Raw genomic sequence first — 12,142 nt, 5'->3', positions numbered from 1 at the left:
TCCGAGGAGGGACCCCAGCTTGGATGAGCGATTACTTGCCCGCGGCCGCGCGCTTTTTGCCAGGCTGGATGTTGAAGATGATGCTGATGGCCACCGAGAGGATGATGAGGATGGGGTAGATGGCGAAGCCCACGATGCTGATGGGGTCGCCCACGCCGGTGAGCTGGGTGACGGTGAGAATCAAGCCCTCCCAGAACACGAAGCCGTTGGCCGAGGTGGCGAAGATGTCCAGCAGGCTGGCGGTGCGCCGGGGGTCGATGTCGTACTGGTCGCCGATGTCCTTGGCCAGGGGGGCGGAGACCACGATGGCGCTGGTGCTGCGGAGCAGGACGCTCATGCAGAAGGACAATACGCAAATGCTGGCCTGGGCGCCCTTGGCGCTCTTGAGGTTGCCGGTGAGCTTCTGGATGAGCCAGTCCACGCCGCCGTTTTCGGCGATGATGCCCATGAGGCCCTTGACCAGCAGAGAGGTGAGGATGACGGTGGTCATGCCGGACATGCCGGAGCCGATGGCCCCCATGAAGGAGCGGAAGGTCAGCTCGCCCATGGCGAAGCCGATGACGCCGGAGAGGACGATGCCGGAGAGGAGCACGGTCATGATGTTGAGCCCGCACAGCGCGGCGATGAGGACAAAGATGTAGGGCAGGATCTTGATGATGTTGTAGGCGCCCACCTCAATGGCCCCACCGCTGCCGGACATGCCCAGGGCGGCGTAGATCACGAGGGCCAGGATGGCGGCGGGGAGAACCATGAGGAAGTTCATCTTGAACTTGTCCTTCATCTCACAGCCCAGGCCCCGGGTGGCGGCGATGGTGGTGTCGGACACCATGGAGAGGTTGTCGCCGAACATGGCGCCTGCCACGCAGGCGGCCAGGGCGATGTTCACGTTGAGCCCCGCCTGCTCCACCAGGCCCACGGCGATGGGGGCCATGGCGGTGACCGAGCCCACGGAGGTGCCGATGGAGACGGCGATGAAGCCGGTGATGAGCATGATGCCCATGTAGATCATGTTCTTGGGCAGAAAGGACAGGCACAGGTTTACCACGGAGTCCACGCCGCCCATGGCCTTACTGACGGAGGTAAAGGAGCCGGCCAGCAGGAAGATGACCACCATCATCTGTACGGTGGGGTCGCCCATGGACTTGGAGAAGGTCTGGACCCGGCCCTCCACGCTGCCGCCCTTCCCCCAGAAGAAGGAAAAGACCACGGCCACCAGGGTGACGGCCAGGATGGGCAGGCCATTGCCCGCCTGGGGCGCGCCGGTGACGGTGTTGAAGAGGATGTTCCCCAGCACCAGGCCGATGAGGACCAGGAAGGGGACGAAGGCCGCCCCTCCCATGTTTTGCACTTTTTTATCCGCTGTTTTGACGTTGTCAGACATACTCGTTTGCCACCTTTCTCAATTTCTCTCTCACGAAATGACTTGGGGACACGGGGCGTTTGATGGGGCTGTTTTCCCTCCTTTTGAAGAAGCAGGATCAAACCGTTGACGCGTCGGTTCGGCCGTTAAAACAGAACATTCCACAACGTGGAGATGGGAATGACGCACACCAGGGCGGGGAGCATATCCATCAGCGGGAAGGAGCAGATGCCGGTGATCTTGAGGCCCGTAGCCAGCATCAGCACCCCGCCGCAGGCGGTGAAGTCCTCCAGCGCCACCGCCGGGGACACCCGCATCAGCAGCGGCCCGCACAGGTAGAGGGCGCAGAGGATGAGGCACTGGGGCAGGCCGATGGCGCTCACCGCCAGGCCCAGGGAGGAGGCGAAGATGGCGGCGGTGAAGAAGTCCAGGATGGACTTGGCCAGCAGGACACTGCCGTCCCCCGTGGCCCCGTATTGGATGGCCCCGAAGATGCCGGTGCCGCTGGCGCAGAAGAGGACCAGCACACTGATGAGCCGGTCGGCGTCGGCGCTGGAGAAGGCCCCGCCGCCGGAGAGCCTGCCCCCCAGGGGGGCCGCCAGGGCGGTGACCCGGCGCTCCAGGAGCAGGAGGGTGCCGGCCAGGGAGCCCAGAACCACGGACAGCACCAGGGCGGGCAGGGTCTGGGTATGGGTCAGGCTGATGACGCCGATGGCGATGGAGCAAAGGCCGAAGATGCGGTTGAGGGTGGCCTTGAGGGCCTCGTCCAGCCGCCGGCCCAGCAGCGCCCCCAAGATGCCGCCCAGGCAGACGGCGCCGCTGTCGATGAAGATGCAGGTGGGCATTTGCGTAGCCTCCTTGTATGGGATCGTGGTCATACGGAAAATGACGGCCAAAGAGGCTGCGTCCTCCTTGACCGTCATTATAGGATGTATAGCGGTTATACACGCAAGTGGGCAAAATGGATAAAATGTCGAAAAAGACCGTTTAGGCCAGCAAGATTTGAAGCTGGCAGAAATCGGACTTCAGATGGACGTAGTCATAAAAGGTGGCGTCCAGCAGGCAGATGTCGATGATGTCCCCCCGGAGCTTGTAGCCCCGCTTCTCCGCCACGGAGAGCATGTGGTAGGCGGGCTCCGGCTCGTAGGGCATCCCGGTCTTGTACATGCACAGGTAGTCCCCCTCGGGGAACTCCAAAAATTCCCCCGTTTCGGGGGCGGTCTCGGGCACGATGAGGAAGGAGCCCGCCCCGGCCAGGGGTGTGTCGGTGTAGAGGCTGTCCCTGCGCAGGAGGGAGCCCATGCTCCCGGACAGGATGAGCCCCCGGGCGGTGAGCCACTTTCGGACGTCCATGGTGGCCATGTGGAGGGCGGAGCGGTCCAGCGGCCCCTTTTCCCAGGCCTGGAAGGCGCCCCGCCGCCGGGGCAGGTGCTCCAGGGTGAAGGTGTCCTCCCGCTCCAGATCCTTTCCCTTCCGGTAGAGGATAAGCCGGTTTTCGATGGCCTTTTGGATGTCCCGCTGGCGGCGGATGTCCTCGTCGATCTCCCGCCACCGCCGCTCCAGCAGCTCAGCGGCGCTCTCCGGAGCCCGGCGGAAAAGCTGCTGGCGGATGGTCTCCAGGGGTACGCCGATGGACTTGAGGGTGCAGATCTCCCGCAAAATTGGGATCTGGGCGGAGGAGTAGATGCGGTTTCCGTTCTCGTCCAGACGTTGGGGAGAAAAGAGGCCGATCTTGTGGTAATAGATCAGCGTCTGCCGGGACAGGCCGTGGAGGGAAGCCATCTGGCTGATGGACAGCTCGATGGACATAGAGAACACTCCTTCAATAGAGGGGGCAGATACCCCGTTGATGGGGATGACAAAAATATCATAGCATGTTTTGATCCGGTGCGCAAAGGTCATCTCTTCCATTTGCGCTCTTTGGGCTTGACAAAGGGGGATGGAAGGTGTTATGTTGGAAAAAAGCATCCGGCCGGGCCGGGTGCCCTTTTAAAACAGTAAAAATAGAATTCTCCGAGCCTGCCCGCCTACGGCAAACGCTATGGCGGCCGGGCCAGGGTCCCGCTGGAAACGGCCGGGCCTTCCATGCTTGAAAAGGAGAGGAGCCAAGGGCCGCGGGGGACCGTGGCTCTCCGTCCTCGCTTTTCGAACAGAAAGGCGGGGATTTTTTTATGGAGGCAGGGAGGCGTAAGCGATGCCGAATATCCCGGTGTGGTCCCTGGTGGCCCAGTCCAATACGGGCAAGACCACCTATCTGGAAAAACTGATCCCAGCCCTGGGCCGTCTGGGCCTGACGGTGGGGGTGGTGAAGCATGACGCCCACGACTTTGAGATCGACTACGAGGGCAAGGACTCCTGGCGGCTGAGCCGGGCGGGGGCGGAGGTCACCGCCGTGGTCTCCTCCACCCAGGCCGCCTTCGTGGAGCGGCGGCCCCTCACCCCGGAAGAGGCGGTGGGACGGGTCCGTGGGGTGGATCTCATCCTGACGGAGGGCTTCAAGCACGGGCCCTGGCCTAAGCTGGCCTTCTGCCGGGCGGGGCGGGAGCCGGTGGTGCCGCTGGAGGAGTGCGCGGCCCTCATTACCGACGCGCCGCCGGAGGACTGCCCGGTGCCCCTGTTCCCCACGGAGGACCCGGAGCCCCTGGCCCTGTGGCTGGCGGGGCAGCTGGAACGGCGGAATGTGAAGGAGGAAGATCAATGAAACTGATCCGTACCGAAGACGCGGTGGGCCACGTGCTCTGCCACGATATGACCCGTATCGTCAAGGGGGTCTCCAAGGGCCCCGCCTTCCGCAAAGGCCATGTTGTGGCCCCCGAGGACATCCCCGTCCTGTTGTCCATGGGCAAGGAGAACCTCTATGTCTGGGAGAAGGAGCCAGGGATGCTCCACGAAAACGAGGCGGCGGAGATCTTGTATCAAATCTGCGCCGGCGGGGCGGAAAACCTGGTCCCCTCCGAGGTAAAGGAGGGGAAGATCGAGGTCTCCGCCGGGGAGGACGGCCTGCTCCTCATCGACACGGACCGGCTCCAAAAGCTCAATTCCCTGGGGGAGCTGATGATCGCCACCCGACACGGCCATCAGGCGGTCAGGAAGGGGGACAAGCTGGCGGGCACCCGCATCATCCCTCTGGTCATCCGGGCGGAGAAGATGGAGGCGGCCCGGGCCGCCGCGGGGGACAAACCCCTGCTGGAGCTGCGGCCCTTCCGGCCTAGAAAGGTGGCCATCGTCACCACCGGCAGCGAGGTCCAGAAGGGCCTCATCACCGACACTTTTACCCCCGTGCTGGAGGAAAAGGTGGGGGAGTACGGCTGTCAGGTCATGGGCCACGTCTGCCCCGGGGACGACCCGGCGGCCATCACTGCCGCCATTTTGGACTATAAGGCCCAGGGGGCGGAGCTCATCCTCTGCTCCGGCGGTATGAGCGTGGACCCCGACGACAGGACCCCGCTGGCCATCAAGAACACCGGGGCACGGGTGGTGAGCTACGGCGCCCCCGTCCTCCCCGGCGCCATGCTGATGGTGGCCTATCTGGACGGCGTGCCCGTGGCCGGCCTGCCCGGCTGCGTCATGTACGCCAAGCGTACCGTGTTTGACCTGGTGCTTCCCCTTTTCCTGGCCGGTGTGCCGGTGAGGTTGGAGGACCTGGCCGCCATGGGCCACGGGGGGCTGTGCCTGAACTGTGAGGTCTGCACCTACCCGAACTGCGGATTTGGAAAGGGGTGGTGAGCGTGCCGCTCAATCATTTTGACGTTGCCGGCAACGCCGTCATGGTGGACGTCTCCCAAAAGGCGGACACCGTCCGCCAGGCCACGGCGGCGGGCCGCATCCTGGTGAGCCCGGAGTGCTTCCGGGCCATTCGGGGGGGCACCGCCAAGAAGGGGGACGTGCTGGGGGTGGCCAGGGTGGCCGGGATCATGGCCACCAAGCACACCTCCGACCTGATCCCCCTGTGCCACCCCCTGCCCATCACCAAGGTGTCGGTGGACTTTACCCTGCTGGAGGACATCCACGCCGTGGAGGCGGAGTGCACCGTCTCCTGCACCGGGAAGACCGGAGTGGAGATGGAGGCCCTCACCGGCTGCACCGTGGCCCTCCTCACCATCTACGACATGTGCAAGGCCATGGACCGGGGCATGACCCTCACCGGGGTCTACCTCCGGGAGAAGGACGGGGGCAAGAGCGGCCGTATTTTCAACGCCGCCCCCCGGGAGGACGGGACATGACCGACGCCTTTGGACGGAAGATCGACTATCTGCGGCTGTCCATCACCGACCGCTGCAACCTCCGCTGCCGCTACTGCATGCCGGAGGAGGTGCCCTTCGTGCCCCACGAAAACATCCTCCGCTATGAGGAGATGGTCCGGGTGTGCGCCGCCGCCGCCCGGCTGGGGGTGGACACTATCAAGGTCACCGGGGGGGAGCCCCTGGCCCGAAAGGGCTGCGCCGGGCTGGTCCGGGCGCTGAAGGAGGTCCCCGGCATCCGGCAGGTGACCCTGACCACCAACGGTGTCCTGCTGGCCGATCAGCTCCCGGAACTGCTGGCGGCGGGGCTGGACGCGGTGAACATCAGCATCGACACCCTGGACCGGGAGGGCTACCGGGCGGTCACCGGCCGGGATGACCTGCCCCGGGCCCTGGCGGGGCTGGAGGCGGCCCTGGCGGCCGGGGTGCGGACCAAGATCAACGTGGTCCCCCTGGCCGGGACCGGCCGGGAAGGCCTGCTGGCCCTGGCCGCTCTGGCCCAGGACCGGCCGCTGGACGTGCGCTTCATCGAGCTGATGCCGGTGGGCCACGGGGCCGATCTCGCCCCCTTCGGCCAGGCGGAGCTGCTGGCCGCCCTGAGGGAGCGCTGGCCCGGCCTGGCCTCCGTGGAGGAGCGCCGGGGCAACGGCCCCGCCCGGTATTGGAGGGCCCCCGGCATGAAGGGGGCTCTGGGCTTCATCAGCGCCGTCAGCCATGAGTTCTGCGGGGACTGCAACCGCTTTCGTCTGACCAGTGAGGGCTTTTTGAAGCTGTGCCTGTGCTACGGCGGAGGGGTGGACCTGCGGCCACTCCTGCGGGGGGGCGCCTCCGACGGGGAGCTGGAGGAGACCATCCGGCGGGCGGTCTGGAACAAGCCCGCCCACCACTCCTTCGGCCGGGGGCCGACGGAGGAGGGGCGGCTGATGTCCCAAATCGGAGGGTGATTTCACTTCTGGAAGAGAGCCCAGGGTGGCGTAGCCACCCTGCCTGCGCTAAAAACTTGCCACCGGCAAGTTTTCTTAACGCTGCGGTGTCTCAAATCGGCGGGTGACTTTGGCTTTGGCTGGCCTACGTTGCAAATGCGCCGCGAGCCCATTTGTTTCCCGGTGTGGGCCTCTGAGCCCCTTGTGTGGACTTAGTCTTTAGGGTTGTCCCAAAGGGTGCAGAAAAACACCAGTCCCTTATTTTGCACCAGTTTTGCTGTTGATCAGGTCTTAGGCCTCCCTTGGGGGAAGCTGTCGAGCATAGCGAGACTGATGAGGGAAACTTACCGTTTAGCAGGGCCTCTCCCTGCGAGGCCGATGTCCTCACCGGCCTGCCTCCCTCTCAGCCCCCTTCGGGGGCAGCTCCCCCGCAGGGGGAGCCCTTGGCAAAACAAGCGGGGTTTTCCGCCTGTGCGGCGCAGGGCGAAACGCACGCCGTCCAGGTGTATCCCTGTTCTCCCCAAGAGAAGCGCACAGCTGCCCCAGTCCGCGAACAAAGGAGACGATCTTATGTCAACTATTAAAGCCATCTGCCTCAGCGAGAAAAAGGGCACCCAAAAGCACACCGTCCCCGCCGCCCGGCTGGTGGAGGACTGGGGCCTGGAGGGGGACGCCCACGCCGGCCACTGGCACCGGCAGGTCTCCCTGCTGTCCTTCGAGAAAATCGAGGCCTTCCGCACCAAGGGGGCCGACGTGGCCTTCGGCGCCTTCGGGGAAAACCTGGTGGTGGAGGGCTATGACTTCCGCAGTCTCCCCGTGGGCACCCGCTTCCAGTGCGGCGACGCCCTGCTGGAGATGACCCAGATCGGCAAGGAGTGCCACACCCACTGCGCCATCTACCAGGTGATGGGGGAGTGCATCATGCCCCATGAGGGGGTTTTCGCTAAGGTGCTGAAGGGCGGGGACATCCGCGTGGGGGACGAGCTCGTCATGCTCCCCCCGGACCCCGCCGTCCGCCGGGCGGCGGTGGTGACCCTCTCCGACAAGGGCGCCAAGGGGGAGCGGGCGGACGAGAGCGGCCCGGTGCTGGCGAAGCTCCTTACCGAGGCGGGCTATGAGGTGGTGGAAGAGCTGCTCATCCCCGACGAGCAAAGCCGCATCCAGATGGAGCTCATCCGTCTCTCCGACGGCCGCCAGTGCCATCTGGTGCTCACCACCGGCGGCACCGGCTTCTCCCCCCGGGACGTGACCCCGGAGGCCACCCTGGCGGTGGCCACCCGGAACGCCCCCGGCATCGCCGAGGCCATCCGGGCCTACTCCATGACCATCACCCCCCGGGCCATGCTCAGCCGCGGGGCCTCGGTCATCCGAAACGGGACCCTCATCGTCAACCTCCCCGGCAGTCCCAAGGCCGCCCGGGAGGGGGCGGAGTACATCCTCCCCGCCCTGGGCCACGGCCTGGACATCCTGCGGGGAACGGCAGGCGAGTGCGCCCTTGCTTTTTCTCGAGAGAAAAAGTAAGCAAAAAGAGCTTCCATAAACTGCTTTTTCGGAAGAGAAGGGAAGCCGGGAAGGCTTTCAACGGCCGTTTTTCGGGCGGAACGGAACCCCTGCCAACGCCTGTTTCAATAGGTCCCAAAATCTTCGAGCCCGTCTCGCCTAAAGCGGACGCCATGGGGGCGGGCCAAAGGGTACGCCGGGAAACGGGCGTGCCTTCCGTTTGAAAAGGAGAGAAACCCATGAAAAAGCTTGTGACCTTCGCACTGTCCCTGTCCCTTGCCCTGTCCCTGACCGCCTGCGGGGGAGGAGCCGCCCCGTCCGAAGCCCCGGAGACCACCGCTCCCGCCGCTGAGAGCGCCCCGGCGGAGACCCCCGCCGCCGAGGCCGTGGAGCTTCACGTCTACGCCGCCGCCTCCCTCACCGAATCCTTGAACCAGATTGCCGAGAACTACAAGGCCGTGGCCCCCAACGTGACCATTACCTACACCTTTGACTCCTCCGGCACCCTCAAGACCCAGATCGAGGAGGGGGGCGACTGCGACCTTTTTCTCTCCGCCGCCCAGAAGCAGATGAACGGCCTTGCCGAGGGCGGGTACATCGACGAGGGCAGCCGGGTGGATCTGCTGGAGAACAAAGTCACCCTGGCCGTGCCCCAGGGCAACCCCGCCGGGGTGGCGTCCTTTGAGGATGTGAACACCGACAAGGTGAAGATGATCGCCCTGGGTAACGCTGATGTACCCGTGGGCCAGTATTCCCAGGAGCTCTTCACCGCCATGGGCGTCTGGGACGCCATCCAGGACAAGATCACCTTCGGCTCCAACGTGAAGGAGGTCACCACCTGGGTGGGGGAGAGCGCCGTGGACTGCGGCGTGGTCTACGCCACCGACGCCTTCTCCGCCGGGCTGGAGGTGGTGGCCGAGGCCGACCCGGCCCTGCTCACCAACCAGGTCATCTACCCCGCCGCCGTGCTGGCCGCTTCCGCCCATAAGGATGAGGCCCAGGCGTTTTTGGACTATCTAAAGACCGATGAGAGCGTAGCCGTGTTTGAGGCCGTGGGCTTCGCCATGGCGAAGTAAGGGCGGGCGGCTGATAGCCGCCCCTACATGGGGTTTTACAAAAAAGCGGGGCGGAGCGTGTCCGCCGGAATACCATAGAAAGGCAGGTGGGAAGGATGGACTGGTTCCCGCTGCTCAACTCCCTGCGCATCGCGGCCATCTCCACCGTCTGCGTCTTTTTCCTGGGCATCCTGGCGGCCTATTACGTGGCCAGGCTGCCCAGGGTGGCCAAGGGGCTGCTGGACTGCCTGCTCACCCTGCCCCTGGTGCTCCCCCCCACGGTGGTGGGCTTTTTCCTGCTGAAGCTGCTGGGGCCCAAGACCGTTTTGGGGGCCTGGCTGCTGGACACCTTCGCCCTCCGGGTCACCATGACCTGGCCAGCCGCCATTTTCGCCGTCATCATCGTCACCTTCCCCCTGATGTACCGCACCGCCCGGGGGGCCTTCGAGGCCTTCGACCCCAACCTCCTGGCGGCGGGGCGCACCCTGGGCCGGTCCAACCCCTGGGTCTTTTGGCGGGTGCTGATGCCGGGGTGCAGGGAGGGGCTCATGGCGGGCACCGTGCTGGCCTTCGCCCGGGGCCTGGGCGAGTACGGGGCCACCTCCATGGTCTCCGGCTACACCCCCGGCAAGACGGCCACCATCGCCACCACCGTCTACCAGCTCTGGCGGGAGGGGAACGATGTTCTGGCCTACCGCTGGGTGGCGGTGAATGTCGGCATCTCCCTGGCCGTCCTCCTGGCGGTGAACCTGCTGGAGCGCCGGGAGAAGCGGGACAAGTGGCCCGCCGGGGCGCCGGAGGTGTGAGATGAGCTTAGAAGTACAGATCGAGAAGCGCTTTACCAAGTTCCACCTGAAGGTGGCCTTCACTACCGGCGAGGGCCTTACCGGCCTGCTGGGGGCCTCCGGCTGCGGCAAGAGCATGACCCTCAAATGCGTGGCCGGCCTGGTGACACCGGACGCGGGGCGCATCGTCCTGGACGGCCGGGTGCTGTTTGACGCGGAGAAAAAGATCGACCTCCCCCCCCAGGAACGGCGGGTAGGGTACCTCTTTCAAAACTACGCCCTCTTCCCCAATATGACCGTGGGGGAGAACATCGAGGCCGGGGCCAGGGACCGCCACCGCCGCCGGGAGACGGCGGCGGAGCTCATGGCCCGCTTCCAGATCGGAGAGCTGGCGGGCAAATACCCCCGCCAGCTCTCCGGGGGCCAGCAGCAGCGGGCGGCCCTGGCCCGGCTCTTCGCCAGCGAGCCGGAGTGCCTGCTGCTGGACGAGCCCTTTTCCGCCCTGGATGGCTACCTGCGCTGGGAGATGGAGCTGGAGCTGACGGATTTCCTCCGGGAGTTCCCCGGCCCGGCGGTGCTGGTGACCCACGACCGGGGGGAGGTCTACCGTATGTGCCGCCAGGCCTGCGTGCTGGACCACGGCAGGTCGGAGCCCGAGCGGGAGGTCAAGGCCCTCTTTCAAGCCCCCGACACCCTGTCCGCCTGCCTCCTCTCCGGGTGCAAGAACGTCTCCCGGGCCCGGAGGGCCGGGGAGGGGCGGGTGGAGGCCCTGGACTGGGGCGTGACCCTGGACGTGGCCGGGCCGGTGCCCCCGGAGCTGGACCATGTGGGCATCCGGGCCCACTTCATCACCCCCGGCCCAGGCCCCAACCCTATCCCCTGCCGGGTGGAGCGGGTGGTGGAGGACGTGTTCTCCACTGTTGTTATATTAACTGCTTCCGGCCCGGAGCGGCTTCGGATGGAGCTGTCCAAGGAGGGCTGGGAGGCCCTGGGAGAACCGGACCGGCTGACGGTGTCGGTGAAGCCGGAAGATATCATGCTGTTGAAATGAGGTGCGGGAATGGAGCGGATTTCTGTGGAGCGGGGCGCGGCCCTGCTGTTGGAGCGGGTCAAACCCCTGGCGAGGTGGGAGAAGATCTCCCCGGCCCAGGCGCCGGGGCGGGTGCTGTGGGAAAGCGTCACAGCCAAGCTGGACACGCCCCCCTTTGACCGCTCCCCGCTGGACGGCTATGCCCTGCGCTCCGTGGACGCGGTGGGGGCGGAGCCCGAAAAGCCCGCCCGGCTTGTCCTGGGGGAGGCCGTGGGGCCGGGGACGGCCGTCCCCGTGTCCACCGGGTCGCCCATTCCCGCCGGGGCGGACTGCGTGGTCAAGGTGGAGGACACCCGCCGGGATGGGGACGCCGTCCTGGTGTGCATTGCCCCGGCCCACTGGGAGAACTATGTGTTCCGCGGGGAGGACATGCCCGTGGGCCGCACCATTTTTCCCGTGGGGACCCGGATGGACTGGACCCACGTGGCCGCCCTGGCCGCCCAGGGAGTGACGGCGCTGGCGGCGGCGGCCCGGCCCAAGGTGGGGGTCCTGCCCACTGGAGGGGAGCTGGTCCCCGCCGGGGCCCCCCTGCCCTCGTCGGGTATCTATGACGCCAACGGCCCCATGCTGTGCGCCCGGCTCCAGGCCCTCGGGATGGAACCGGTGGCCTTCCCCCCCGTGGGGGACGACGCGGAGCTGCTGGCCGGGCGGGTCCGGGCGGCACTGGCCAAATGCGACTTCCTCCTCACCACCGGCGGGGTGTCGGTGGGGGCGGAGGACGCCATGCCCCGGGCGGCGGAGCTGCTGGGGGCGGAGGTGCTGTTCCACGGCCTGGCTGTCCGCCCCGGCTCCCCCGCCATGGCATTTCTGGCGGAGGGCAAGCCGGTGCTGGCCCTGTCGGGGAACCCCTTCGCCTCCCTGGCCGTCTTTGAGGCGGTGGGCCGCCCCGCCCTGGAAAAGCTGGCGGGGATGGAGGGGGCTCTGCCCGGGAGGATGACCCTCCCCCTGGCCGAGGGCCTGCCCGCCTCCCAGGTCCGGCGGTTCATCCGGGCGGTCAGGACCCCGGAGGGAAGGGTCTGCCCCGCGGCGGGGGGACATTCCTCCGGCATGGTCTGGTCCCTGGCGGGCTGCGACTGTCTCATCGACCGTTCCCCGGGCCCCGCGCTGGAGCCGGGGAGCCCTGTGCCCCTTTTGATTTTGTAAGCGGGCCTGTGTGGGTGGCAGGGCATTTTGCGTGGTTGAGAGGAA

Annotated in this window: 12 protein-coding genes and 2 riboswitches; of the genes, 9 read left to right on the top strand and 3 right to left on the bottom strand. The window is 66.3% G+C overall.

The features are described from left to right. Positions 1-31 precede the first annotated feature (31 nt). The 3 genes from AAEU42_RS09790 to AAEU42_RS09780 all read right to left on the bottom strand — a co-directional run bounded on the left by AAEU42_RS09790 (position 32) and on the right by AAEU42_RS09780 (position 3,169). Complete coding sequence (locus AAEU42_RS09790) at positions 32-1,381, bottom strand: Na+/H+ antiporter NhaC family protein (protein ID WP_342233363.1); 1,350 nt, start codon at positions 1,379-1,381, stop codon at positions 32-34. Positions 1,382-1,506: 125 nt separating this feature from the next. After that, on the bottom strand, positions 1,507-2,205 hold the full coding sequence (locus AAEU42_RS09785) for a DUF554 domain-containing protein (protein ID WP_342233362.1): 699 nt from the start codon (positions 2,203-2,205) through the stop codon (positions 1,507-1,509). Positions 2,206-2,347: 142 nt separating this feature from the next. After that, positions 2,348-3,169, bottom strand: a complete 822-nt coding sequence (locus AAEU42_RS09780; RefSeq protein WP_342233361.1) for a MerR family transcriptional regulator — start codon at positions 3,167-3,169, stop codon at positions 2,348-2,350. Positions 3,170-3,359: 190 nt separating this feature from the next. Next, a riboswitch (molybdenum cofactor riboswitch) is annotated at positions 3,360-3,476 on the top strand. 78 nt (positions 3,477-3,554) lie between these two features. Between AAEU42_RS09780 and mobB the strand changes: the two genes are divergently transcribed. The 9 genes from mobB to AAEU42_RS09735 all read left to right on the top strand — a co-directional run bounded on the left by mobB (position 3,555) and on the right by AAEU42_RS09735 (position 12,097). Then, positions 3,555-4,061, top strand: coding sequence for a molybdopterin-guanine dinucleotide biosynthesis protein B (gene mobB, locus AAEU42_RS09775; protein ID WP_342233360.1), 507 nt, complete (start codon positions 3,555-3,557; stop codon positions 4,059-4,061). After that, positions 4,058-5,086: a molybdopterin-binding protein gene (locus AAEU42_RS09770; RefSeq protein ID WP_342233359.1), complete on the top strand. Its 1,029-nt coding sequence runs from the start codon at positions 4,058-4,060 to the stop codon at positions 5,084-5,086. The genes mobB and AAEU42_RS09770 overlap by 4 nt, the downstream gene beginning before the upstream one ends. A 2-nt stretch (positions 5,087-5,088) precedes the next feature. Further along, positions 5,089-5,583 (top strand): cyclic pyranopterin monophosphate synthase MoaC, encoded by a 495-nt coding sequence (gene moaC / locus AAEU42_RS09765; protein WP_342233358.1) that lies wholly within the window; start codon positions 5,089-5,091, stop codon positions 5,581-5,583. Further along, positions 5,580-6,545, top strand: coding sequence for a GTP 3',8-cyclase MoaA (moaA, locus tag AAEU42_RS09760; RefSeq protein ID WP_342233357.1), 966 nt, complete (start codon positions 5,580-5,582; stop codon positions 6,543-6,545). The genes moaC and moaA overlap by 4 nt, the downstream gene beginning before the upstream one ends. Before the next feature lie 549 nt (positions 6,546-7,094). Further along, the gene (locus tag AAEU42_RS09755; protein WP_342233356.1) at positions 7,095-8,045 is read left to right on the top strand and encodes a molybdopterin-binding protein; all 951 of its coding nucleotides are present in this window, start codon (positions 7,095-7,097) and stop codon (positions 8,043-8,045) included. 109 nt (positions 8,046-8,154) lie between these two features. Next, a riboswitch (molybdenum cofactor riboswitch) is annotated at positions 8,155-8,271 on the top strand. Continuing rightward, positions 8,264-9,100, top strand: a complete 837-nt coding sequence (gene modA, locus AAEU42_RS09750; RefSeq protein ID WP_342233355.1) for a molybdate ABC transporter substrate-binding protein — start codon at positions 8,264-8,266, stop codon at positions 9,098-9,100. (Overlaps the previous riboswitch by 8 nt.) Before the next feature lie 95 nt (positions 9,101-9,195). Further along, on the top strand, positions 9,196-9,885 hold the full coding sequence (modB, locus tag AAEU42_RS09745; protein WP_342233354.1) for a molybdate ABC transporter permease subunit: 690 nt from the start codon (positions 9,196-9,198) through the stop codon (positions 9,883-9,885). A 1-nt stretch (position 9,886) separates the two neighbouring features. Beyond that, the gene (locus AAEU42_RS09740) at positions 9,887-10,915 is read left to right on the top strand and encodes a sulfate/molybdate ABC transporter ATP-binding protein (RefSeq protein ID WP_342233353.1); all 1,029 of its coding nucleotides are present in this window, start codon (positions 9,887-9,889) and stop codon (positions 10,913-10,915) included. A 9-nt stretch (positions 10,916-10,924) separates the two neighbouring features. Further along, on the top strand, positions 10,925-12,097 hold the full coding sequence (locus tag AAEU42_RS09735; RefSeq protein WP_342233352.1) for a molybdopterin molybdotransferase MoeA: 1,173 nt from the start codon (positions 10,925-10,927) through the stop codon (positions 12,095-12,097). Positions 12,098-12,142 lie beyond the last annotated feature (45 nt).

The sequence above is a fragment of the Pseudoflavonifractor phocaeensis genome (assembly GCF_038439875.1).
GTDB lineage: Bacteria > Bacillota > Clostridia > Oscillospirales > Oscillospiraceae > Vermiculatibacterium.
The sequence above is the reverse complement of the archived record's forward strand: the minus strand, read 5'-3'. Positions and strand labels throughout refer to the sequence as shown.